The sequence below is a fragment of the Kitasatospora sp. NPDC093806 genome, assembly GCF_040683335.1.
Lineage (GTDB): Bacteria > Actinomycetota > Actinomycetes > Streptomycetales > Streptomycetaceae > Kitasatospora.
Window position 1 is genome coordinate 31,862 of sequence record NZ_JBFBDO010000040.1, and the last position, 23,622, is coordinate 55,483.

16 protein-coding genes and 1 tRNA gene are annotated in these 23,622 nt (G+C 73.7%); 9 read left to right on the forward strand and 8 right to left on the reverse strand.

The features are described 5' to 3' along the window. Positions 1-24: 24 nt before the first annotated feature. From AB0N76_RS20160 to AB0N76_RS20175, 4 genes are all read right to left on the reverse strand, one after another. Positions 25-2,199: an FUSC family protein gene (locus AB0N76_RS20160; protein WP_363558847.1), complete on the reverse strand. Its 2,175-nt coding sequence runs from the start codon at positions 2,197-2,199 to the stop codon at positions 25-27. 5 nt (positions 2,200-2,204) lie between these two features. Then, positions 2,205-3,320 (reverse strand): HTTM domain-containing protein, encoded by a 1,116-nt coding sequence (locus AB0N76_RS20165; RefSeq protein ID WP_363558867.1) that lies wholly within the window; start codon positions 3,318-3,320, stop codon positions 2,205-2,207. 161 nt (positions 3,321-3,481) lie between these two features. Then, the gene (locus tag AB0N76_RS20170) at positions 3,482-4,141 is read right to left on the reverse strand and encodes a DUF5819 family protein (protein ID WP_363558848.1); all 660 of its coding nucleotides are present in this window, start codon (positions 4,139-4,141) and stop codon (positions 3,482-3,484) included. Positions 4,142-4,276: 135 nt separating this feature from the next. Beyond that, positions 4,277-5,455 (reverse strand): rhodanese-like domain-containing protein, encoded by a 1,179-nt coding sequence (locus AB0N76_RS20175; RefSeq protein WP_363558849.1) that lies wholly within the window; start codon positions 5,453-5,455, stop codon positions 4,277-4,279. Between the two features lie 265 nt (positions 5,456-5,720). On the opposite strand from AB0N76_RS20175, the gene AB0N76_RS20180 reads away from it, so the two are divergent. Continuing rightward, complete coding sequence (locus tag AB0N76_RS20180) at positions 5,721-8,549, forward strand: SpoIIE family protein phosphatase (RefSeq protein WP_363558850.1); 2,829 nt, start codon at positions 5,721-5,723, stop codon at positions 8,547-8,549. On the opposite strand, the gene AB0N76_RS20185 is transcribed toward AB0N76_RS20180, so the two are convergent. Next, positions 8,546-9,310, reverse strand: coding sequence for a hypothetical protein (locus AB0N76_RS20185; protein WP_363558851.1), 765 nt, complete (start codon positions 9,308-9,310; stop codon positions 8,546-8,548). The genes AB0N76_RS20180 and AB0N76_RS20185 overlap by 4 nt on opposite strands. A 218-nt stretch (positions 9,311-9,528) precedes the next feature. Continuing rightward, positions 9,529-11,295, reverse strand: a complete 1,767-nt coding sequence (locus AB0N76_RS20190) for a phosphatidylglycerol lysyltransferase domain-containing protein (protein ID WP_363558868.1) — start codon at positions 11,293-11,295, stop codon at positions 9,529-9,531. A gap of 291 nt (positions 11,296-11,586) precedes the next feature. Here AB0N76_RS20190 and AB0N76_RS20195 point away from each other — a divergent pair, with 291 nt between their 5' ends. Together AB0N76_RS20195 and AB0N76_RS20200 are read left to right on the forward strand one after the other, a co-directional pair. Next, positions 11,587-12,300, forward strand: a complete 714-nt coding sequence (locus tag AB0N76_RS20195) for a response regulator transcription factor (RefSeq protein ID WP_363558852.1) — start codon at positions 11,587-11,589, stop codon at positions 12,298-12,300. A 10-nt stretch (positions 12,301-12,310) separates the two neighbouring features. Next, on the forward strand, positions 12,311-13,450 hold the full coding sequence (locus AB0N76_RS20200) for a histidine kinase (RefSeq protein ID WP_363558853.1): 1,140 nt from the start codon (positions 12,311-12,313) through the stop codon (positions 13,448-13,450). Positions 13,451-13,552: 102 nt separating this feature from the next. Here the strand turns inward: AB0N76_RS20200 and AB0N76_RS20205 are convergent. Continuing rightward, positions 13,553-13,636: transfer RNA gene (locus tag AB0N76_RS20205), tRNA-Leu, on the reverse strand. Between the two features lie 416 nt (positions 13,637-14,052). Here AB0N76_RS20205 and AB0N76_RS20210 point away from each other — a divergent pair. The 6 genes from AB0N76_RS20210 to pknB all read left to right on the forward strand — a co-directional run bounded on the left by AB0N76_RS20210 (position 14,053) and on the right by pknB (position 22,653). After that, a complete protein-coding gene (locus tag AB0N76_RS20210; protein WP_363558854.1) occupies positions 14,053-14,940 on the forward strand; it encodes a DUF3662 and FHA domain-containing protein in 888 nt (295 codons plus the stop codon). Positions 14,941-14,953: 13 nt separating this feature from the next. Continuing rightward, complete coding sequence (locus tag AB0N76_RS20215) at positions 14,954-15,490, forward strand: FHA domain-containing protein (RefSeq protein ID WP_363558855.1); 537 nt, start codon at positions 14,954-14,956, stop codon at positions 15,488-15,490. A gap of 53 nt (positions 15,491-15,543) precedes the next feature. Beyond that, positions 15,544-17,217 carry a protein phosphatase 2C domain-containing protein gene (locus AB0N76_RS20220; RefSeq protein ID WP_363558856.1) on the forward strand — a complete coding sequence of 558 codons (1,674 nt, stop codon included), beginning with the start codon at positions 15,544-15,546 and terminating at the stop codon, positions 17,215-17,217. 166 nt (positions 17,218-17,383) lie between these two features. After that, a complete protein-coding gene (locus AB0N76_RS20225) occupies positions 17,384-18,763 on the forward strand; it encodes an FtsW/RodA/SpoVE family cell cycle protein (protein ID WP_363558869.1) in 1,380 nt (459 codons plus the stop codon). Continuing rightward, a complete protein-coding gene (locus AB0N76_RS20230; RefSeq protein WP_363558857.1) occupies positions 18,760-20,217 on the forward strand; it encodes a penicillin-binding transpeptidase domain-containing protein in 1,458 nt (485 codons plus the stop codon). The genes AB0N76_RS20225 and AB0N76_RS20230 overlap by 4 nt, the downstream gene beginning before the upstream one ends. 261 nt (positions 20,218-20,478) lie before the next feature. After that, complete coding sequence (gene pknB, locus AB0N76_RS20235) at positions 20,479-22,653, forward strand: Stk1 family PASTA domain-containing Ser/Thr kinase (RefSeq protein WP_363558858.1); 2,175 nt, start codon at positions 20,479-20,481, stop codon at positions 22,651-22,653. A 147-nt stretch (positions 22,654-22,800) separates the two neighbouring features. Here pknB and AB0N76_RS20240 read toward each other — a convergent pair whose 3' ends face one another. Next, on the reverse strand, positions 22,801-23,523 hold the full coding sequence (locus AB0N76_RS20240) for a class E sortase (RefSeq protein WP_363558870.1): 723 nt from the start codon (positions 23,521-23,523) through the stop codon (positions 22,801-22,803). Between the last annotated feature and the right edge of the window lie 99 nt (positions 23,524-23,622).

A 23,622-nucleotide genomic window follows, 5' to 3' on the forward strand; every position in this document is an offset into this window, starting at 1 on the left:
CTGCCACCCGTGCGGCGGCCGGGATCACCGGCCTCGGCGCCCGGTCGGCTCCGGCGCCGGCTCGGGCCCCGGCTCCCGCCGCTCGGGGCCGGCCGCCGTGCCGCCGCCGCGCAGGGCGCGTTCGAGGTCCTTGAGCGCCTGGAGCAGCATCCGGCTGCCGGCCCGCACGACGTCCCGCTGCACCCCGGCCGGGGCCTGCGCGAGCTGCCGTTCCAGCCGCTCCTGCGCCGCCCGGACCTCGCCGAACTCGACCGGCTGCCCGGTCAGCAGCGCGGCCGCCGCCAGCGCCGTGGCCAGCCGCAGCTCCTCGGCGAACTCCGCCGCCCCCGGCACCGGGTCGGCGTCGGCGGCGGGCAGGTGGGCCTCCAGCAGCACCCCGACCCGGCCGAGGTGGCCGACCGCGGCCCGGGCCCGGTCCAGCTGGCGGCGGCTCACCGCGGGCAGTCCGGAGGCGTGCCGGCCGGGTTCGGCGTCGGCCCGCTGGATCGCCTGGAGCAGTTCGGAGCGGGCCTCCCGGGAGTCCAGCAGGGCCGCCCGGACGGCCCGGCCGCGCGGCGCCGCAGGGCGCTCGTAGACGGCGAGCACCTCGGCCGCGTACCGCCCGGCGGCGGCCAGCCACTCGGCCAGCCGTTCGCCGAGCCGGGCGGTCTGCCAGGTCGGGAAGAGCGCGTAGACGAGCAGCGCGACCGAGCCGCCGAGCAGCGTCAGCCCGACCCGTTCGACGGCGGTGACCAGCGGGTCCCCTTCCTGGAGGCCGAGCAGGAAGACCACGTAGGAGGAGATGCAGGCGGTGACCACCGCGTAGCCGGTGCGGAAGGCGAGGTAGACGCAGGCGATGGAGAGCACCGCGAGGGCGGCCAGCACCCACTCGCCGGGTCTGGCCAGCTGCACCACCAGGGTGGAGGCGGCCACCCCGACCACGGTGCCGGCCAGCCGGGCCACGCCGCGGCTGTAGGTCTGCGCGAAGTCGGGCCGCATCACCATCGCGGCGGTCATCGGCGCCCAGTAGCCGTGCTCGAAGCCGGCCAGCCGGGCCAACACATAGGCGGCGGTGACCACGCCGGTCAGCCGGACGGCGTGCTGGAAGATCGCCGAGCGCGGCCGGACCTGCCGCCGCACCGCCCGCAGCGCGGTCGGCAGCATCCGGAACAGCGGCGGCTTGCGCAGCGCCCCGCCGGCCTGGACGACGGGGATGTCGATGGTGTCCTCGGAGCTCCGGTCGAGGGCGTCGGCGGCCTTGCGGAGCAGCCCGGCCAGCCGGCGCGCGGCCCGGCGGGCGGCGCCGCGCAGCTCCGCGCCCTCGGTCCGGGCGACCAGGGTGAAGGCCGGACCGGAGCGGGGCAGCTGGACCGGGTCGCCGGTGCGGACGGCCCGGGCCAGCGCGTCCATCGCCTCGGCGGCGGCGGCCAGCACCTCGCGGGCCCGGTCGCGTTCCGGGCCCTCCTCGGGGGCGCCGACCTTGGGGTCGGCGATCGCGGCCAGGGTCGGCCGGATCCGTTCGGCGAGGCCGCGCAGGCCGCGCAGTTCGGGCGGCCGGTGCCGGTCCTGCCAGGGGGTGAGCGCGGCGGCGTGCCGGGCCGTCATGAACGGCGCCGGGTCGACGTGCGCGGTCGGGTCCTGGCGCAGTCGGCGGGCGTAGTCGGCGAGTTCGGCGTAGGTGTCGGCGAGCGCCTCGCGCTGGGCGGTCCAGCTGCCGATCGGCCAGACCGTGATGACCAGCGCCTGGACCGCGCCGCCGAGCGCGCAGACCAGCCCGTGGCCGAGCGCGGTGAGCGGGCTGACCGGCAGTTGGACGACGATCAGCATCACCGAGAGGGTGTTGGCGGCGACCACCCCGGCGGTCGGTCCGATCGCCCAGGCGAGCCCGGCCCCGAACGCCCAGACCGCGAGCAGCACCGGGAAGGCGCCGGCCACGCCGACCGCGAGGTAGCCGAGGAAGGTGCTGACGCCGAGCCCGATCCCGGCGGCGACGGCGAGCGTGGCGCGGGGGCGGAAGCTGCGCTGGAAGGTGGCGGTGCCGGCGATGAAGGCGCCCATCGCGGCCGAGGTGGCGAGCCGGGCGTCGCCGAGCGCGAGGGTGGGGAAGAGCACCAGGGCGACGGCGACCGCCCCGCGCAGCGCGCGTTTGGGGTCGGTGAGCGCCCGGTCGACGGTCAGTCCGGTCCGCGCGGTGTCTCGGAGGGCGGCGAACCAGGACATACCGGTCAGCTTAGTGGTGCCCGTCCCGGCCGGATCCGCCCGACCCGCCTCCCGAGCCGCGCACCCCGCTCGCCGACCTGCCGGCCGACCCAGCGCAGCGCCCCGGTCGGCAGGAAGACCGCGTCCGCCGCGATCATCGCCAGCGAGAACACCGGCAGCCCGAGCAGCACCGCGATCCCCACGTGCTCGGCCATCATCACCACCAGCAGCGCGTTCTTGACCCGCCGGTTGACCAGCGTGAACGGGAACGCCACCTGGAGCAGCACCGTCCCGTAGGAGATCAGGAAGACCGGCAGCAGCGCCGTGCCGACCAGCCCGGACAGCCCCGGCCAGGGCGTGAAGTAGTCCAGGTGCAGCGGGTAGTACAGCGCGGTGCCGTCCTGCCAGCGCGAGCCCTGCACCTTGTACCAGCCGGCCGTCGCGTAGATCAGCACCACCTCGGTGGCGATCACCAGCATCGCGCAGTTGTGCAGCATGGTGGCCAGCGCGTCCAGCACCGCCCGCAGCTCGCCGTCCGCTGCCAGCCGGCCGGCCAGCCACCAGAGTCCGGCCACCGCCCAGAGCCCCCAGAACAGCGGCGCCCAGCCGAGGTACGGGAAGGCCGCGGCGGTCCAGTCCAGGCTGGTCCCGGCGAAGCCGCCCAGCTGACAGACCAGCAGCACCGCCCCGAGCAGCGCCCACAGCAGCACCCCGGTCCGTCCGGAGGAGGCCCGCCGGGCGTCCAGCGACCAGACCTCGGCGCACCGGGTGAAGACCAGGTAGACGGCCATCAGGTGGACGATGTTGTCGCCGCCGTCGCCCAGGAAGACGTTGCGGTTCTGCAGCGACAGCACGGTGACCAGGAACAGCACCGTGCTCGCCCGGGTCCGCCAGCCGAGCAGCACGGCCAGCGCCGCCAGCACCGCGAGGTGGTAGACCAGCTCGAACCAGAGCCGCCCGCCGAACCAGGGCAGCACGGTCAGCGCCCCGTTGTCGGCCAGCAGCCGCTCCGCGAGCTCCATCGACCAGGGCGAGGTGTCGCCGTAGAGCAGCCGCCGGTTGGGCCACTCCCGGAGCAGGTGGGCCAGCCAGACCAGCCCGAAGCCGATCCGCACCGTCGCCGCCTGGTGGCGCCCGAGCACCCGCCCGGTGAACGCCTCGAACGCCCGGGCGGCGAACTCGACCGGGGCCGGCCGCCGCGGCGCCGGGGCGGCCTCGTCCACCGGACCGGGCTGCCGGGGGATCCCGTCGAACAGCGGCTCCCCGGGCTCCGGGGCCGTCTCCGTCCTCGCCGTGACCTCGTTCACCCGAGCCCCCGCAGGTCCTCGTCCCGCACCTGCCACCAGGGCAGCTCGCGGACCCTCGGCGCGGCCGGCGCCGCCTCCTCGCTCCACTCCGGCGGGGCCAGGGTCGTGCTGGTCACCCGCAGCTCGACCGCCACCACCGGCCGCCCGGCCACGCTCCGGCCGATCCGCTGCACCGCGATCCGCTTGAGGTAGTCCTCGGCGAGCCGCCCGCGCGGGTTGGTGAGCGACTCGTCCTGGGCGCTGTGCGAGCCGTCGTAGAAGTCCCAGGCCCGGCGGAGCAGGTTCTGGTCGGCGTGGCCGGGCGCCGGGTTGCCGCGGATCGCGGCGATGTCCTGCGCGGTCAGCCCGACCCAGTCGTGGGTCCGGGTCGCGCCGTCGCCCTCGTCGGTCCGCACCCGGGCGTCCACCGCGACGTTCTGCTGCAGCGGGTTGGGCGCGAACAGCTTCCAGTTCTGCTCGAACTCCGGGTAGATCAGCCCGTCCACCTGCTCCCGGTACTCCCGGGAGAGCGGGTTGGCCGGCGCCACGTGCAGGAAGACCGCGCCGAGGAAGAGCCCGGTGGCCGCCGTCAGCAGGACGGCGGCGGCGCCCAGGACGACCCGCGCGGGCGCCGACCAGGCCCGCCGGACGGGCGGCGGGTCCGTGCTCTCGGCCATGAACTCCCCCGGGGACGGATGGGGCCGGCACCGCGCCGGCCCGGTCGCGCGCCCATCCTGCCCTACTCCCGGACCGGGTGGACCCCCCTGATCCGCCCGGCTCCCCGCCGCGGGACGAACCGGCCTCGGGACGGCCTACAGGACGAAGGCGTCCTGCCCGGCGCCGCCCACCATCGGACGGCCCGCGCCGTCCCAGGCGAACATCCCGCCGTCGACGTTGACCGCGTCCCGGCCGTTCTGCACCAGGTACTGGACGACCTGCGCGGAGCGCCCGCCGACCCGGCAGAGCACGTACAGCTTCTCGTCCGGCAGCTCACCGATCCGGGCGACGACCTGGCCGATCGGGATGTGCAGCGCGCCGTCCACGTGTCCGGCGTCCCACTCGTCCTGCTCGCGGACGTCCAGCAGGGCGGCGTCGGCGGGCACGGAGGCGGCGTCGATGGAGGGGATCTGCGCGAACATCGTCTGGTTCTCCTGGGCGTCGTGGTCGGCCCCGCCATTGTCCCCCACCGGGGCGGTCCCGAGGAGCCGTTCCAGTTCGGCCTGCTGGTCGGCGGCCTTGGCCAGCAGCTGCTCGGCCAGCTCGGCGAGCAGCTGGTCCGGGTCCTGCGGGGCGAGCGCGAGCAGTTCGCCCATCGCGGTCCGCTCCAGCCGGACCTGCTCGGCGGCGAGCTCGCCGATCCGGCCGGTCAGCCACTCCAGCCGGCGGCGCAGCCAGCCGAGCCGGTCGGGGGAGTCGAGGGCGGGCGCCGCCTCGGGGGCGGTGGACCACTCGGTGGCCAGCGCCTCCAGCGCGGCGGTGTCGCCGTACGCGTAGGCCTCGTTGACCCGGATCAGGAACGCGGCCCGGCGCTCCTGCTCGTCCGGGTCGGTGGACAGGTCCGGGTGGGCGCGCCGGACCAGCTCGCGGTAGACCCGCTGGGCGTCCCGGCCGGGCCGCACCCGGGCGGGCGCGGCGGGCGGCGGCGGGGCGTCCTCCCCGTCCGCTCCGCTCTGCTCCCGGAAGGTGTCGAACAGCGCGTCCAGGTCGGGGAGCTCGTCCACCCGGCGGCGCGCCTCGTGGGCCTGCCGGAGGTCCTCCGGGTCGCCGGTGCGGGCCGCCACGGCCTCCGCGACCAGCGCGTCCAGCTCGTCCAGCCGGGCGTACAGCGGCCCGAGCAGCTGGTGGTGGATCAGCGCGAAGTTGTCGATCTCGACCCGCAGGGTCCGCACGTCGACGTCCATGGTGAGCCAGGCGAGTTCGGCGGCGGCGACCCGCTCCTCCAGCTCCTGCTGCTCCGGATCCGTCCAGCGGACGGGGATCTGCGCGCTCACCTCTCGCCTCCGTGTGGTCCCGTGTCGTCCGGTCCCGACCGGTACCGTCCTGCGACCCTACCCCCCGCGCGCGCCCCTCCGGCGGGGTGGACGGGGAGTGCGGAAGGGCGCACGGCGCGTGACACGCAACTGATACCGAGGAATCTCCCCGTTTCGCTATCGAGTCCCGGCCCGTCCGTGCTTCGCTGGTATCCGCACAGCGTGCCTTCCTCCAAAGAGACGGCCGCCTCCAGGCGTGGCGGCCAGGCGGGAGCAGACCGAATCCATGGTGGACGATCCCAACTCCACACCGCGTCCGACGGGCACCGAACCGGGGCCCGGCACCACACCGGGGGACCAGCCGTCAGGGGTGGTCGCCCTGGTCCGGCTCGCCCTCGTGCTGGTCGACCGGAACGGGCGGGTCGCCCAGTGGAGCCGGACCGCCGAGGAACTGTTCGGGCACCGCGCGGACGTCGTCCACGACCGCCCCGCCGACGGACTGCTGCCCGCCGCCGAACCGCGCAGCGTGCCCGGCCCAGCCGCGCTCCCGGCCGCCGGCCGCCGCCGGGACGCCTTCGCCACCCTCACCGCCCTGACCGCGGACGGCGCCGCCTGGGCGGGCCAGCTGCCGGTGGTCGACCGCGAGGAACACCTGCGCGACGTGCTCTGGTGGGCCTACCCGGTGGACGGCCCGGCCGGCGGGCTGCTCGCCCTGGCCGCCGACGCCCGCCCGCTGCGCTCCGCCGGCTCCCGGCTGGCGCTCGGCGAGCGGCTGCTGCCGTTCGCCGCCGCCCCCGGGGCCCGCGGCGGCTTCCACCGGCTCTCCGCCGCGCTGACCGCCCCCGGCCGGCCGGTCCCCGAGCCGCTCGCCGCCCTGCTGCCCGGCTCCGCCGAGCGCCGCCAACCGCTGCTGGCCGCCCTGGCCCGGGCCGGACTGCCCGCCCTGCGGGTGGACCCGGTCACCGTGGTGCCGGTGCTCCCGGCCGACCCGGCGGCCGGCACCGCGCACGCCGCGGCCGGCCTCGGCCGCCGCTACCCGACCGCCCAGCAGCGCACCGCCCGGCTGGGTCCGCCGCCGCAGCCCGAGCAGTCCGCGCCCGGCCGCCGCCCGGCCGGCCCGCTGCCCGGCCAGCGCGAGGCCGCCGGAGCACCGGCCACCGCCGCGACACCGGCCACCGCCGCCCAGACCGGCGCCCAGGCCGGCGGCGCGCCGAAGGCCGTCCCGGCCCCGCCGAGAGGAGGCACCACCATCGAGCAGACCGCCGTCGGACAGAGCCCGGTCGGACAGACCGCCGTCGAGTCGTCCGCCAACGGGCACCGGCTCCACCCGGGCGAGCCGGCCGCGCCGGCCACCCCGCCGACCGTCCCCGCCCCCGTGCCCGTCCCCGTCCCGTCCGCCGCCCCCGCGCAGCCGGCCGGCCGGTTCGGCCCGTTCCTGACCAACGGGCACGCCGGCGAGCAGCTGGCCCTGCTCAACGAGGTCGGCGGCAAGGTCGGCACCACCCTCGACCTCGGCTTCACCGCCCACGAGCTCTGCCGGGTGCTCGTCCCCCGGGTCGCCGACTTCGCCTGCGTCGACCTCGTCGACGGCCTGATCTCGGACGCCGAACTGCCCGCCGCCCGCCCGGACGACGACACGATGCTCCGCCGGGTCGCCCTGGCCTGCAACGAGTCGACCGGCCAGTGGGACCACGTGCTCGCCGAGGGCTCGCTGGTCGCCATGCCCCGCCGCACCCCGCCCGGCATGGCCCTCCAGCTGAACCAGCCGGTGCTGGTCCCGGTGGTCACCCGGGACGTCGCCGTCGACTACGCCGCCGCGCTCGGCGGCCCCGAACTCGAATCCGTGGTCGCCGGCCGCTCGATGCTGGTCGTCCCGCTCTCCGCCCGCGGCACCGTGCTCGGCATCCTCAAGCTGCTCCGGCTGCCCGACCGCGGCTCCTTCGACGAGGGCGACGCCGCCACCCTCAAGGAGCTGGCCGCCCGGGCCGCGCTGTCGCTGGACAACGCCCGGCTGCACCGCGCCGAGTCCCGGGTCGCCACCACCCTCCAGCGGTCGATGATCCCGACCCGCCCGCCGCAGATCCCCGGCGTCCAGATCGCCCACCGCTACCTGCCCGGCGACTCCCGGGCCGAGGTCGGCGGCGACTGGTTCGACGCGATCCAGCTGCCGGGCAGCCGGGTCGCCCTGGTGGTCGGCGACGTCATGGGCCACGGCCTGCACTCGGCCGCCGCGATGGGCCGCTTCCGCACCGCGATGCAGACCCTGGCCGCGCTCGACCTGCCGCCCGGCCAGCTGCTGCGCCACCTCGACAACCTGGCCCACAAGCTCGGCGACGACCACCTCGCCACCTGCCTGTACGCGGTCTACGACCCGATCAACCGGACCTGCGAGCTGGCCAGCGCCGGCCACGTCCCGCCGGTCCTGGTGCACCCGGACGGCTCCGGCGAGCTGCTGGAGATCCCGGCCGGCGCGCCGATCGGCGTCGGCGGGGTGCCGTTCGTCGCCAAGACCATCGACGTCTCGGACGGCTCGATGCTGGTGCTCTGCACCGACGGCCTGGTCGAGGTCCGGGGCGGCGACATAGGAGCCGGGCTGGCGGCGCTCTGCGGCAACCTGATCGACCCCCGGCAGAGCCCCGAGCAGGCCTGCGACGTGGTGCTGGACCGGCTGCACTCGGACGACCGCAAGGACGACGTGGCGCTGCTGGTGGCCCGCTTCGACGGGGTCGCGCCGAGCGAGGTCGCCACCTGGGACCTCACCGTCGACCACCGCGAGGTCCGCCGGGCCCGCGCCCTGGTCCGCGCCCAGCTGGCCGCCTGGCACCTGGAGCCGCTCAGCGACACCGTCGTGCTGCTGGTCAGCGAGCTGGTCACGAACGCCGTCCGGGTGGCCCGGGACCGGGTCCAGCTCCAGCTGATCCGGGTGGACAAGCTGCTGGTCGAGGTCAGCGACGACAACCACAACCTGCCCTCGCTGGAGCCCGCCGAGCAGCTCGGCGAGACCGGCCGCGGGCTGACCCTGGTCACCAAGCTCGCCGAACGCTGGGGCACCGCCCGCAAGGCGGTGGGCAAGGTCGTCTGGTTCGAACTCCCGCTGCCCGCGAGCCGGAACTAACCCACCGCGCGGACCGGGGCCCGGCGGCGGGCCTCGGCGGTCGCCGCCTCGATCGAGGCGGTGGCCGCGGCCACCACGGCCGCCGCGCCGACGCCCGCCAGCACCCGCGGCCAGAAGTCCCCGAACACCTCCACCGACACCGCGATCAGCAGCGCCGCGATCACCGCGACCACGTGCTCCATCCCGGCCAGGTTCGGCAGCACGATCGCCTCGCCGACCATCAGCGCCACCACCAGCCCGGCGGTGAACCAGGCCCGGCAGCGGAACGCGATGCAGATCGCCAGCGCCACCACGGCCGCCGACGGCCCGGTGTCCCGGACGTGCGCGACCCACTTCGGGAAGCCGAAGAGGTGGTCCGGCCCGATCGCCACCCCGACCCGGGCGAACAGCGTCCCGGCCAGGGTGCAGGTGTAGGCGACCACCAGGGTCAGCCGCCGGCCGAGCACGATCTCGGCGATGCCGAAGACCACGAAGACCTGCGCGAGCGCCCCCCACACCGGCAGGTCCAGGGCCGGCACGTACAGCGACAGCGGTGTGCGCAGCAGCGAGACCTCCAGCGGCAGCGCGGCCTTCACCACCCCGATCTGGGTGACGAAGCGCTCCCCGCCCGGCAGGTGCTGGACGATGCTGAACACCAGGATCAGGCAGGTCGCCGCGGTGGCCAGCGGAACGGACGCGAACTTCTTGCGCGCCACCCGCTCCCGGACCGTGCCGAACAGCGTTCCCCACTCGGCGACAGCGGCCTCTCTGGCAATAGCCACCGGCCCCTTTCGCACGCCCCCCGCGTGGGTCCTCCGACTCACAACCGTCTCTCCAATTCCGCGACGCCGCGCATGCTCCTCGAACTACCCCCACATTAGAAGCCGATTAACGAATCCACATCGGCATAATTGCGGATCCCCGTCATCCTCTGGGGGGAGAAGCCACCCCGAAATCCCCCCATCCGGGCGACCGGCCCCCTCCGCCCCCCGGCGGAGGGCTACCCCTTCCCGTCCTGTGCCGCCACCGGCACCCGGTCCGCCACGGCGGTCTCCCGGTGTCGACGACGGAACAGCGCGGGCAGGCTCGGTGCGGTGATGAACCCCTCGGCCCGGGCGCTGGCGATGCCGATCCGCGGAATCTCGCTGCTCTTCTCGAAGAGCAGATAACGCGGCTCCCAGATCGGCCGGTACTTGGCGTTGGCCCGGTACAGCGATTCGATCTGCCACCAGCGGGAGAAGAAGCCCAGAACGGAACGCCAGAGCCGCAGCACCGGGCCGGCGCCGAGCTTCGAGCCGCGCTCGAAAACGGAACGGAACATCGCGAAGTTCAGCGAGACCCGGGCCAGGTTCACCTCGCGGGCGCGCTGCAGGAGTTCGATCACCATGAACTCCATCAGGCCGTTCTCGGTGTCCCGGGCGCGCCGCATGAGGTCCAGCGAGAGGCCGTCCGCGCCCCACGGGACGAAGCTCAGCAGCGCCTTCAGCTCGCCGTCGCCGTCGTGGCACTCCAGCATCACGCAGCGCCCGTCACCCGGGTCGCCGAGCCGGCCGAGCGCCATCGAGAAGCCGCGCTCGGTCGCGCCGTCCCGCCACTGGTCGGCCTTGGCGACCAGCTCGGCCATCTCGCTCTCGGGGATGTCCTCGTGCCGGCGGATCCGGACGGTGTACCCGGCCCGCTTGACCCGGTTGTACGCCTGGCGCACCACCCGCATGGCCCGGCCGTCCAGCGAGAACTCGTCCAGCTCGACGATCGCCTCGTCGCCCAGCTCCAGCGCGTCCAGCCCGTGCCGGGCGTAGATCACGCCGGCCTCCTCGGAGGCGCCCATCACGGCCGGCGCCCAGGCGTGCTCGCGGGCCTCGGCCAGCCAGGCGTCGATCGCGCCGGGCCAGGCCTCGGGGTCGCCGATCGGGTCGCCGGAGGCCAGCGAGACGCCGCCGACCACCCGGTAGGTGACCGCCGCCTTGCCGCTCGGCGAGAAGATCACCGCCTTGTCCCGGCGCAGCGCGAAGTAGCCGAGCGAGTCCCGCTCGCCCTGCTTGTCCAGCAGCGTCCGCAGCCGCTGCTCGTCCTCGGCGGTGAGCAGCTCCTTGTTCCGGGGGCTGCGGAAGGCCGCGTAGAAGACCAGGACGAAGAACACCGCGCCCATCACGTTGATGACCGCGTCCACCCAGGTCGGGGCGTGGATCACGGAGCGCAAGTGCTCGGACGGGTTGATGGTGACCATCCGGCCGACCGAGTAGCGGAACATGTCCCAGAAGCCGGCGCCGGGCAGGTCGTTGGTCAGCGCGACCAGCGCCGCGCCGACCACCCCGCCGAAGCCCAGGCCGGCCACGAAGGCGGCGGCGGCGGTCTTCGGGTTGGCCTCGTCGCCCTTGGAGGTGAACTCCTTCCGCCCGACCAGCAGCGCCAGCACGAACCCGCAGGTCAGCACGGTGGAGACGTAGTTCAGCGGGTGCCGGTTGAAGCCCTCGTCGGGCAGCGCCATGGCGAGCAGGTAGAGCAGCGCGAACAGGCCGGCGAGCGCGAGGTTGAAGATCCAGGCGGCCCGCTTGCGGCGCCGCATCACGATCGCCAGGAAGACCGAGAGCACCGCGCTGCCCAGTCCGGCGGTCATCAGGTACGGGGTGAAGTACTCGCCCTCGTTGTGCGTCTCGACCTGGTCCCGGAACGGCGTCAGCAGCACGGTGACGACGTTCAGCAGCGCGATCAGCCGCAGGTACCAGACGGTCGACGCGGCGGCCTTCGGGCGCCAGTACGCCGCCAGGGCGGCGGACCGGGACCCGGCGGGGGCGGCGGACGGCTCCGGCTTCACAGTGGACGACACAGCTCAATTCCAAACGATCAATCGGTGGGTCGCATCCGCACCCGGCCCGGCACTGGACGCCCACCTCGGCCGGCAGACCGACTGAACGGCAGCCAATTCCATGGTTCCCCACCACGGATGAGAATCGCGTGAACCAGGTAGCGGATTCACACCCCCGCCGAACGGCGGGGGTGACCCCGGAGGGCCGGGCCCGACGAAGCCGCCGGTCAGGCCCTACTCTCGATTCCAGTCATGCGGACCGGCCCGGCCCGGCCGCCGAACCGAGGAGGGACCATCACCACCACCCGCGTGCTGATCGTGGACGACGAGATCCTGGTGAGGTCCGGGCTCGGGCTGATCGTCGGCTCGGCCCCCGACCTGGAGGTGGTCGGCGACTGCTCCGGCGGGCAGACCGAGGAGTACGTCCGGCGGCTGCGTCCGCACGTGGTGCTGCTCGACATCCGGATGCCCGACCTGGACGGCATCTCGGTGCTCCGCCGGCTGCGGGCGCTGCCCGACCCGCCGGCCGTGGCGATGCTCACCACCTTCGACACCGACGAGTACATCGGCACCGCGCTGCGGGCCGGCGCGTCCGGCTTCCTGCTCAAGGACACCGCCCCGGACCAGCTGGTGCACGCCGTCCGGGTGCTCGCGGCCGGCGGGAACATCCTCTCCCCGACCGTCACCCGCACCGTGATCGGCGGCTACGTCGACGGCGGCGGCCCGGACGCCGAGGCCTCCTCGCTGGCCCGCACGCTGACCGGCCGGGAGCTGGACGTGCTGGCGCTGCTCGGCGAGGGCCTGTCCAACGCCGAGATCGCCGACCGGCTCTTCCTGGGCACCGGCACCGTGAAGGACCACATCAGCGCGATCCTCGGCAAGCTCGGCGCCGCCAACCGGGTCCAGGCGGCGGTCATCGCGCACCGGGCCGGCCTGGTCCGGCCGAAGCCGAACGACGGGGCCTGAGCGCCCGGGCATGAGCGATTCCTCCCCCGGCAAACGGCTGCCGGCCCGGCTCACCGCGCCCTGGCTGATGCTGCTGCTGCCGGCCCTCTACTCGCTCGTCGACGCCGCCCTGGTGGCCCGGGGCGCCCCGCTCTGGCAGACCCTGCTCTCGGTGCTGGCCGCCGTCGCCCTGCTGTGGCGGCGGCGCTTCCCGGTCCTGGTGTTCCTGCTGATCATGCCCGGCAGCTACCTCGACGACATCTGGCTCGCCCCGATAACGGCCGTCTACACGGTGGCCGCCGAACGCCCCCGCCGCCGGGTGGTGGTGCCCTGCGCCGTGCTGTTCGCGCTGATCGAGTTCTTCCACTGGCCGGTCTCCGAGCAGACCTTCTCGCTCAGCCGGGACACCGCGCTGTACGCCATCCAGTCGGTGATGCTGGCGGCCGGCCCGGCCGCCACCGGCCTGCTCTCCCGGACCAGGCGCGAGCTGGCGGCCCGGCTGGACGAGCTGACCCGCGGCCAGGAGCGGGAGAGCCGGCTGCTCGCCGAGCGGGTGCTCAGCGACGAGCGCGGCCGGCTCGCCCGGGAGATGCACGACGTGGTCTCGCACCAGGTCAGCCTGATCAGCATCCAGGCGGGCGCGCTCCAGGTGTCCACCCCCGACCCGGCCGCCGTGGCCACCGCCCGGACCATCCGCGAACTGTCCGTGCGCACCCTGGAGGAGCTGCGGCAGATGGTCGGGGTGCTGCGGGCCGGCGGGCCGCGGATGGGCACGCCGCTGGCCCCGCAGCCGCGGCTGGCCGATCTGCCCCGGCTGATCGAGGAGAGCGGGCTGGCCGCCGACAGCGAGCTGTGCCCGGGGGACCGGCCCTGGCCGGAGGCGGTCGAGCGGGCCGCCTACCGCACCGTCCAGGAGGCGCTCACCAACATCACCAAGTACGCGCCGGCGGCCGCGGTGCACGTGAAGGTGAAGGCCCGGGGCCGGAAGCTGCGGGTCGAGGTGCGCAACGAGGCGCCGCCGGTCCGGCCCGCCCAGACCCTGCCGGGCGGCGGCCACGGCCTGGTCGGCCTGCGCGAGCGCGCCCAGCTGCTGGGCGGCTCGCTCACCGCCGGCCCGACCCCGGACGGCGGCTTCGAGGTCCGCGCCGACCTCCCGGCCGGCCGCGGCTGACCCGGTCCGCCTGCGCCGAAGGCCCGCGCCGTCCCGGCGGCTAAGCAGGACCCCGGAGAACGAGAAAGCCCCGCAGATCCGAAGATCTGCGGGGCTTCGCTGTGCGCGAGGGGGGAGTTGAACCCCCACGCCCTTTCGGGCACTGGAACCTGAATCCAGCGCGTCTGCCTATTCCGCCACCCGCGCAAGGGTGTTTTTCGTGCTTGCCGGTCGATCAGCCGATCCGCTCGGTACCATGTGGCCTTCGCGGTTCTTCGATCGGGCCGCCTTGCGGGCGCCCCTTCCGACATGGAAAACAGTAGCACGACCTGCGGGCCACCTCCGAATCCGTTCCCCGGAGCGGCCGAGCGCATCCGAACGGATGCCCGGCGAACAGGCGAGCGAGGGATGACGGCCCCCGCGGGCGGGTACCCCTGGCATGCTGCCGCCCGAATGCGTCACCCTGTGTGTCCGAGCCCACCCCCGGGCACCACGTGGTCCGGGAACCGTACGGATGGCCCCGGCGTGGATACGATCAGTACGGAAGTACCGCAAGTAGGCGCGACCGGCTCCCCGGGATCCGGTCGGCAGGCAGGCGAACGAACCCTGGAAGGGGGTGCCCCATGGGAGTGCTGAAGAAGTTCGAGCAGCGACTCGAGGGTCTCGTCAACGGCACCTTCGCCAAGGTGTTCAAGTCCGAGGTCCAGCCCGTGGAGATCGCCGGCGCGCTGCAGCGCGAGTGCGACAACAACGCGAGCATCTGGAACCGCGACCGCACCGTCGTGCCCAACGACTTCATCGTCGAGCTCAGCCCGCACGACCACGAGCGACTGAGCCCCTACTCCGGGCAACTGGGCAACGAGCTCGCCGGCATGGTCCGCGAGTACGCGGAGGCCCAGCGGTACACCTTCATGGGCCCGCTCCAGGTGAACCTGGAGAAGGCCGACGACCTGGACACCGGGCTGTACCGGGTGCGCAGCCGCACCCTCGCCGCGGAGGAGCCGCAGCAGCAGGCCCCCGCGCCGGCCCCCGCGCAGCCGACCCAGGCCGGCTACGGCCGCCCGCCGGCCGCCCCGGCCCCCGGCGCACCGTGGCAGCAGCAGGGCGCCGCCCCGTTCGGCGCGCCCCCGCCGCCGGCCGCGCCCCCCGCGATGCCCGCCGGCCCGCCCGCGACCGCCCCCGGCGGCGGCGGCAACGTGCGCCCGTTCCCGGGCGCCGGCCACGGCACCTCGCTGCGGCGCTGGATCGAGGTGAACGGCGCCCGGCACCAGATCACCGGGAACGTCTGCGTACTGGGCCGCTCCACCGAGGCGGACGTGCGCATCGACGACCCCGGGGTCTCCCGCAAGCACGCCGAGATCCGCCCCGGCACCCCCTCGATGGTGCTCGACCTGGGGTCGACGAACGGCATCGTGGTGGACGGGCAGCACACCCAGCGCGCTACGCTCCGCGACGGCTCTCGAATCGTCGTGGGCTCCACCACCATCGTCTACCGACAGGTCGAAGGGTAGAGCGGGCGCGGTTATGTCAGAACTGACCCTCACGGTCATGCGGCTGGGCTTCCTGGCCGTGCTGTGGCTGTTCGTCATCGTCGCGGTCCAGGTGATCCGCAGCGACCTCTTCGGGACCCGGGTGAACCCCCGGGCCTCCCGCCGGGGTGGCGCGGCCACCGCGGCCGCTCCCCCGGCCCCACCGGCCGGGCGGCCCCCGCAGGGCCCCGCGCCCACCGGCGGGCCGCAGACCCAGGGCGGCGGGCGCCGCCGCGGCGCGCCCACCCAGCTCGTCGTGGTGCAGGGCTCGCTGGCCGGCACCACGGTCGCGCTGCAGGGCCAGACCATCACGCTGGGCCGGGCCCACGACTCCACCATCGTGCTGGACGACGACTACGCGTCCTCCCGGCATGCCAGGATCTATCCCGACCAGACTGGGCAGTGGACGGTGGAGGATCTAGGCTCCACCAACGGCACCTATCTGGACCGTCAGCGCCTGACCGCGCCGACCCCGCTCCAGCCGGGCATGCCGATCCGTATCGGCAGGACCGTCATCGAACTGCGGAAGTAGTAGCGCATGAGGGACAGCATCCCGTCCATGACCCAGAGGGGGGCACAGGTCGCATGACCCTGGTGCTGCGCTTCGCCGCCGGCTCCCACAAGGGACTGATCCGGGAGGGGAACGAGGACTCCGGCTATGCCGGCCCGCGGCTGCTGGCCGTGGCCGACGGCATGGGCGGGGCGGCGGCCGGTGAGGTCGCGTCCTCCGAGGTGCTCGGCTCGATCGTCCGCCTGGACGAGGACGTGCCCGGCGCCGACCTGCTGACCCTGCTCGGCGACGCGGTCCAGGGCGCCAACGACCGGCTCCGGCAGATGGTCGAGGAGGACCCGCAGCTCGAAGGCATGGGCTGCACCCTCACCGCGATGCTCTGGACCGGCCAGCGGATGGGCCTGGTCCACGTCGGCGACTCCCGCGCCTACCTGCTGCGCGACGGCGCGCTGGTGCAGATCACCCAGGACCACACCTGGGTGCAGCGGCTGGTCGACGAGGGGCGGATCACCCCCGAGGAGGCCGAGACCCACCCGCAGCGCTCGCTGCTGATGCGCGCGCTGGACGGCCGCGGCCAGGTGGAGCCGGACCTGTCGATCCGCGAGGTGCGGGCCGGCGACCGCTACCTGATCTGCTCCGACGGCCTCTCCGGCCCGGTCAGCCACCAGACCCTCCAGGACACCCTGGGCAGCTACTACTCGCCCGAGCAGACCGTGCAGGAGCTGATCCAGCTCGCGCTGCGCGGCGGCGGCCCGGACAACATCACCTGCATCGTGGCGGACGTCCTGGACGTCGGCGCCACGGACACCCTGAGCGGCCAGTTCAACGACGTCCCGGTGGTGGTCGGCGCGGTCGCCGAGACCCCGCCGTCCTCGGCCGCCGCCGACCGGTCGATCCGCGACACCCCGGCCGGCCGCGCCGCCGGGCTGGGCCGCGGCCCGCAGGGCGCCTTCGGCCCCGCCGAGGGCTACGGCCACGCCGACGGCCAGGGCGGCTTCGGCCCGGCCGCGGGCTACGACCCGGGCTACCCCGAGGGCCACGGCGCCGGCGAGCCCGCGGTCTACGGGACCGAGGACTACGACGACGAGCCGCGGCCGCGCCGGAAGAAGAACCGGGCGCTGACCTTCTCGCTGGTCGGCCTGGTCACCGTCGGCCTGCTCGGCGCGGGCGGCTTCTTCGGTTACCAGTGGACCCAGAGCCAGTACTACGTCGGCGCCGAGGGCGACCACGTCGCGGTCTACCAGGGCGTCAACCAGAGCCTGGCCGGAGTGAACCTGTCCTCGGTGCACACCCCGTACAAGGACATCGAACTCAAGTACCTGCCGCAGGACCAGCGCACCCACGTCACCAACACCATCTCGGCGAGCAGCCTCGGCGACGCCGACGACAAGGTGAAGAAGCTCGGCGAGCAGGTCGCGTTCTGCAAGAAGGTGGACGCCGCCCGCAACACCGCCGCCAACCCGACGACGCCGCCCGCCACCACGCCGGCGGTCCAGCCGGCCGGCGGCACGCAGGCGACGCACGCCGGGTTCGTGACGGCCACCACGGTGCCCAGCCCGTCCGCGACCGGCCGCGCCCCGGCGGCCGGCGTGCCCACCCCGACCCCGTCGACGGGCACGCCCGGCACCAGCGCCCCGGCCACCGCCGCGCCCAGCCAGAGCGCCGCCGCCCCGGCCGCCCCGCAGGGCGACCTGCCCGGCCTGAGCGACGAGGAGCGGCAGCGCGCCGACTCCTGCCCGAAGCCGTGACGGACCCGACCCGACATAGGCCCGCCCGGCGCGGGCCCGCCGGCCGTCAGGGAGCGGTCATCCAGTGAGCTTTGATGTGAGCAGCGAACCGAACCGGTCCGGCCGCCGCCGGGCCGACGGCGTCCCGGCCGACCGCGCGTCCTCGCGGCGCCGCGGCAACACCACCATCTCCCCGCAGGGCACGCCGAACCGGCGCAACACCGAGCTGGCGATGCTGGCCTTCGCGGTCGTGCTGCCGGTGCTGGCGTACGCCAACGTGGGCCTGGCGATGGACGACGGCAAGCTGCCCGCCGGCATGCTCGGCTACGGCCTCGGCATGGGCGCGCTCGCGCTGATCGCCCACCTGCTGATGCGCAGGTTCGCGCCCTACGCGGACCCGCTGATGCTGCCGATCGCCACCCTGCTGAACGGGCTCGGCGTGGTGATGATCTGGCGGCTCGACAAGGCCGGACCGCTGCTCCACAACAACTTCCCGGCCGCCGCGAACCAGCTGATGTGGTCGGGTCTCGGCATCGCCTTCTTCATCGTGGTGATGGTCTTCCTGAAGGACCACCGGGTCCTCCAGCGCTACACCTACATCTCGATGGCGGTGGCCCTGGTGCTGCTCGCCGCGCCGGCCTTCTTCCCGGAGCGCAAGGAGGACCTCGGCGCCAAGATCTGGATCCGGATGGGCGCCTTCTCGATCCAGCCCGGTGAGTTCGCCAAGATCATCCTGACCGTGTTCTTCGCCGGCTACCTGATGGTCAAGCGGGACGCCCTGGCGCTGGCCAGCCGCCGCTTCATGGGCCTGTACCTGCCGCGCGGGCGCGACCTCGGCCCGATCATCGTGATCTGGCTGCTCAGCCTGCTCATCCTGATCTTCGAGAACGACCTCGGTTCGTCCTTCCTGTACTTCGGCCTCTTCGTGGTGATGCTCTACGTCGCCACCGAGCGGACCAGCTGGATCGTCTTCGGCCTGCTGATGTCGGTCGGCGGCGCGGTCGCGGTGGCCTCCACCGCCAGCCACGTCAAGGTCCGCATCGACGCCTGGCTCGACCCGATGGCCGCGTTCGGCCCGAAGCCGCCCAGGGGCGCCACCGAGCAGATCGGCCAGTCGCTGATGGCGCTCGGCTCCGGCGGGGTGACCGGCTCCGGACTGGGCCAGGGCCGCTCCTGGCTGATCGACTTCGCCGCCAAGAGCGACTTCATCCTCGGCTCCTTCGGCGAGGAGCTCGGCCTCACCGGCATGATGGCGATCTTCATGCTCTACGCCCTGCTGATCCAGCGCGGCCTGCGCACCGCGGTCGCCGCCCGCGACCCGTTCGGCAAGCTCTTCGCGGTCGGCCTCTCCTCGGCGATGGCGCTCCAGGTCTTCGTGGTCGCCGGCGGTGTCACCGGACTCATCCCGCTGACCGGTATGACCATGCCGTTCCTCGCCCAGGGTGGTTCCTCGGTGGTCGCCAACTGGGCCCTGGTCGCGATCCTGCTGAAGATCAGCGACAACGCCCGCCGTCCCGGGGTGGAACCCACCCCCACACCCGAGATCCAGGGGGGCAACGCCTCGTGAACAAGCCGATCCGCCGGGTCTCGATCTTCTGCCTCGTGCTGATCCTGGCCCTCATGGTGCGCAGCAACTGGATCCAGGGCGTCCAGGCCGACGCCTGGGCCTCCAACAAGAACAACAAGCGCCAGGTCTACGACCGCTACGCCTACCCGCGCGGCAACATCATCGTGGACGGCCAGCCGATCACCCAGTCCACCTTCGTCAACGGCCTGCGCTACAAGTACAAGCGGTCCTGGACCGACGCCCCCATGTACGCCCCGGTCACCGGCTACTCCTCGCAGGCCTTCGGGGCCAGCCAGCTGGAGCAGCTGGAGGACGGCGTCCTCTCCGGCAGCGACGACCGGCTGTTCTTCCGCAACACCCTGGACATGCTGACCGGGGAGCAGAAGCGCGGCGGCGACGTCGTCACCACCATCAACGCCAAGGCCCAGAAGGCCGCCTTCGACGGGCTCGGCAACAAGAAGGGCGCGGTCGTCGCGCTGGACCCGAAGACCGGCGCGATCCTCGCGCTCGTCTCCACCCCGTCCTACGACCCGGCCTCCTTCGCCGGCAACGAGTCCGCCGACTCGAAGGCCTGGACCGACCTCAACGCCGACCCGAACAAGCCGATGCTCAACCGGGCGCTGCGCGAGACCTACCCGCCCGGCTCGACCTTCAAGCTGGTCACCGCGGCGGCGGCGTTCGAGAACGGCCTCTACCAGAACATCGACGACCAGACCGCGACCCCGGACCCGTACACCCTGCCCGGCACCAACTTCGTGCTGAAGAACGAGTCCGAGCGCGAGCAGTGCGGCAACGCCACCATCAAGTCCGGCATGGACCAGTCCTGCAACACCGTCTTCGCCAAGATGGGCGCCGACCTCGGCAAGGACAAGATGCGGGCGCAGGCCGAGAAGTTCGGCTTCAACAGCACCGTCGACACCCCGATCCGCTCCGAGAAGAGCGTCTACCCGTCCGACTCCACCCCGGACGGCACCGCCCAGGACTCGATCGGCCAGCACAACACCCAGGCCACCCCGCTCCAGATGGCCATGGTCTCCGCGGCGATCGCCAACAACGGCTCGCTGATGCAGCCCTACCTGGTCGCCGAGGAGCGGTCCGCCTCGCTGACCACCATCTCCAAGCACACCGAGAAGCAGTTCTCCCAGCCGATCAGCCCGGGCACCGCGCAGAAGCTGCAGGACCTGATGGTCTCGGTGGTCGAGAACGGCACCGGCAAGAACGCCCGGATCCCCGGCGTCAACGTCGGCGGCAAGACCGGCACCGCGCAGAACGGCGAGGGCAACTCGGGCCTGCCGTTCGCCTGGTTCACCTCCTACGCCAAGGCCTCCGACGGCCGCATGGTCGCGGTCGCGGTGGTGGTCGAGGACGGCTCCAGCAACCGCGACGGCATCAGCGGCGGGCGGCTCGCCGCGCCGATCGCCAAGTCCGTGATGCAGGCCGTCCTGGGGAAGTAGTGACGGGGCTCCGCGAGTGAGGGAAATGTCACGATCGGCAGCCCTGTCCGGATACCGGTCTGATATCGGCCTGCGGTCGACTCGGGTCCGGTGCGGTCCGACCGGTAGCGTATCCGCAGCAGCGGGTGTACCCGTTGCCGCCCGCGAGACGCCCTACGGCCCTTCCCGCAGAACCACCCGGGGCCCGGCCGGCGTCCCAAAGAGCGTGCGGGGACACCTACGTCACAACCTCACCGGCGGGTGAGGGAGAGGGTCGGAACTATGGAAGAGCCTCGTCGCCTCGGCGGCAGGTACGAGCTCGGCGGCGTCCTAGGACGCGGCGGCATGGCCGAGGTGTACCTCGCCCATGACACCCGGCTCGGCCGTTCCGTCGCAGTGAAGACGCTCCGGGCCGACATGGCCCGGGATCCGTCGTTCCAGGCCCGCTTCCGCCGCGAGGCCCAGTCCGCGGCGTCCCTCAACCACCCCGCCATCGTCGCCGTGTACGACACCGGCGAGGACTACATCGACGGCATCTCGATCCCGTACATCGTGATGGAGTACGTCGAGGGCTCCACGCTGCGCGAGCTGCTGCACTCCGGGCGCCGGCTGCTGCCGGAGCGCGCGCTGGAGATGACCATCGGCATCCTGCAGGCCCTGGAGTACTCGCACCGGGCCGGCATCGTGCACCGCGACATCAAGCCCGCCAACGTCATGCTCACCCGCCAGGGCAACGTCAAGGTGATGGACTTCGGCATCGCCCGCGCGATGGGCGACGCCGGCATGACGATGACGCAGACCTCCGCCGTCATCGGCACCGCCCAGTACCTCTCCCCGGAGCAGGCCAAGGGCGAGCAGGTGGACGCCCGCTCCGACCTCTACTCGACCGGCTGCCTGCTCTACGAGCTGCTCACCGTCCGCCCGCCGTTCATCGGCGACTCCCCCGTGGCGGTCGCCTACCAGCACGTCCGGGAGGAGGCGCAGCCGCCGTCCGCCTTCGACCCCGAGGTGCGCCCCGAGGTCGACGCGATCGTGCTCAAGGCGCTCGCCAAGGACCGCGACTACCGCTACCAGTCCGCCGACGAGATGCGCGACGACATCGAGCGCTTCCTCGACGGCCTGCCGGTGGCCGCCGCCCAGCAGGCCGCCGCCTACGGGATGGGTGCCGCCGCCGGGTACGGCTACGACCAGAACGGCTACCCGCAGCACGACCCGTACGGCCAGACCAACATGCTGCCGCAGCAGGCGCCCGGCGGTCCGACCACCGTGCTGCCGCAGGCCGCCCCGGCCGGGTACGCCCAGCCGCCGGCCCCCGGCTACGACGACGGCTACGGCCAGACCTACGCCGGTGCCCCGGGCGGCGGCGGCAACGACGGCTACGACGACGGGTACGGCCGCGGTGGCGGCCGGCGCGGCGAGGAGCCGCCGAAGAAGAGCAACACCTCCTGGATCGTGCTGGCGGTCGCCGCCGTGCTGGTCCTGGTCGGCACCTTCTTCGTCGCCCAGGCGATGTTCAGCGACAAGAAGGGCGAGACCGCCAAGGAGGCGCCGAAGGTCACGGCGCCCAACCTGGTCGGCAAGAGCCTGGCGGAGGCCAAGACGCTCGCCGCGCAGGCCGGTCCCAAGCTGGTGATCGCCGAGGGCGAGAAGGTCGCCTGCCCGGACACCAACGTGAAGAAGGACCAGGTCTGCACGCAGAACCCGGCCGCCTCCACCCAGGTCGCCGAGGCCGCCACGATCACCGTGCAGCTCTCCTCCGGCCCGGCCAAGGCGACCGTGCCGAGCGTGGTCGGCAAGACCAAGGACCAGGCGATCAAGGCGCTCAACGACGCCGGCTTCGCCAACGTCTCCGCGTCCGACTACAAGGACGACGACAACGCCCCGCTGGACCAGGTGCTCGCCCAGGACCCGCCGGCCAACGCGGGCGCCGACCCGTCCGCGCAGGTCAAGCTGACCATCTCGCAGGGCAAGGCGAAGATCAACGTGCCGAGCGTGGTCGGTCAGCAGAAGGAGGCCGCGCAGGCCGCCCTGGAGACCGCCGGCTTCCAGGTGGACGCCTCGAAGACCACCCCGACCAACGACCCGGCCAAGGTCAACACGGTCGCCCAGCAGTCGCCCGCGGGCGGCAAGCAGCCGGCCAACACCAAGATCACCCTGACCATCTTCAAGGCCCCGGAGAAGGTCAGCGTCCCGCCGCTGCAGAACCAGCTGCTCAAGGACGCCATCAAGACCCTCCAGGGCATGGGCCTGCAGTACACCGTCGTCCAGGGCCCGCAGGACCCGAACTCGGTGGTCATCGCCTCCAACCCGGCGGCCGGCACCCAGGTCGACCCGAACACCTCGGTCGGCCTGATGACCAAGCCGGTGGACCCGCCCAAAGGGGGCGACACACCCACCCTCCCCGGGATCCCCGGCCTCCCCACCCCCAGCAACACCAAAGGGGGACCCAACGGCTAAGCCCTGGTTCCCCTGGTTCTGAGGCCTGGACCGTTTCCGGTACGGACTGAAGCCCGAGGGCCCGTCGACGTGATGTCGGCGGGCCCTCGGGCTTTCCGGCCTGCCGCGGTCCGGAGCGCCTGCCGCGGTCCGCAGCGCCGGACGCGGTCAGGAGTGGCGCAGCTCGGGCGGCGGGGTGCGCTTGGCGTCCATGTCGTCCACCCGGACCAGGCTCCCCCAGACCGCCATCCGGTAGCGCGAGGTGTAGACCGGCGTGCAGGTGGTCAGCGTGATGTACCGGCCGGGAGCGGTGTAGCCGGAGCCCTTGGGGACCGGGGCGACGATGCCGGTGTCGTACTTGGAGGTCTCCGGCAGGGTGCTGTCGACCTGGTAGACGTACCACTTGTCGCGGGTCTCGACGACGACCGCGTCGCCCTTGCGGACCGCGTCGAGGTCGTGGAACTTCGCCCCGTGCCCGTCCCGGTGGGCGGCCAGCGCGAAGTTGCCGGCCGCGTCCCAGGGCATCCCCGAGCGGTACGGCTGCTCGTACACCCCGGCGACACCCTCGGCCAGGGTGGCGGTGTCGGTGCCCATCCGGATCAGCACCTGGTAGTCCCGGCCCATCGCCGGGACGTGCAGGAAGCCGATCCCGTCGCCCGCCGCGTAGGACGGCCCGGCCGACGCGCCGGCGGACGGGGCGGCGCCCGGGGTGCCCGGGGCGCCGGACGGGGGAGCGGCCGGACCGCCGGCCGCCCAGGAACCGCGCAGCTGGTCGGAGGCCGCGGCGGCGGAGCGGTCCGCCAGCACGTCGGTCCACCAGAGCGAGTAGGCGACGAACAGGCCCAGCACCAGCCCCAGGGTGATCAGCAGCTCGCCGAAGACGCCCAGCACGGCGAGCGCCCGTCCCCGGCCGCGGCCCGGCCGCCGGGGGGCGTCCGCCGACCCCGGCGCCGGCGGTGGAAAGGCTTCCTCGGTCACCTGGGTCACGTG

What these genes read in the sequence shown, in the direction of transcription:
- AB0N76_RS20170 (WP_363558848.1), bottom strand. Translation starts at nt 4,141, where the DNA reads ATGGCCGAGAGCACGGACCCGCCGCCCGTCCGGCGGGCCTGGTCGGCG.
- AB0N76_RS20220 (WP_363558856.1), top strand. Translation starts at nt 15,544, where the DNA reads ATGACCCTGGTGCTGCGCTTCGCCGCCGGCTCCCACAAGGGACTGATC.
- AB0N76_RS20195 (WP_363558852.1), top strand. Translation starts at nt 11,587, where the DNA reads ATGCGGACCGGCCCGGCCCGGCCGCCGAACCGAGGAGGGACCATCACC.
- AB0N76_RS20200 (WP_363558853.1), top strand. Translation starts at nt 12,311, where the DNA reads ATGAGCGATTCCTCCCCCGGCAAACGGCTGCCGGCCCGGCTCACCGCG.
- AB0N76_RS20160 (WP_363558847.1), bottom strand. Translation starts at nt 2,199, where the DNA reads ATGTCCTGGTTCGCCGCCCTCCGAGACACCGCGCGGACCGGACTGACC.
- AB0N76_RS20215 (WP_363558855.1), top strand. Translation starts at nt 14,954, where the DNA reads ATGTCAGAACTGACCCTCACGGTCATGCGGCTGGGCTTCCTGGCCGTG.
- AB0N76_RS20180 (WP_363558850.1), top strand. Translation starts at nt 5,721, where the DNA reads ATGGTGGACGATCCCAACTCCACACCGCGTCCGACGGGCACCGAACCG.
- AB0N76_RS20210 (WP_363558854.1), top strand. Translation starts at nt 14,053, where the DNA reads ATGGGAGTGCTGAAGAAGTTCGAGCAGCGACTCGAGGGTCTCGTCAAC.
- pknB (WP_363558858.1), top strand. Translation starts at nt 20,479, where the DNA reads ATGGAAGAGCCTCGTCGCCTCGGCGGCAGGTACGAGCTCGGCGGCGTC.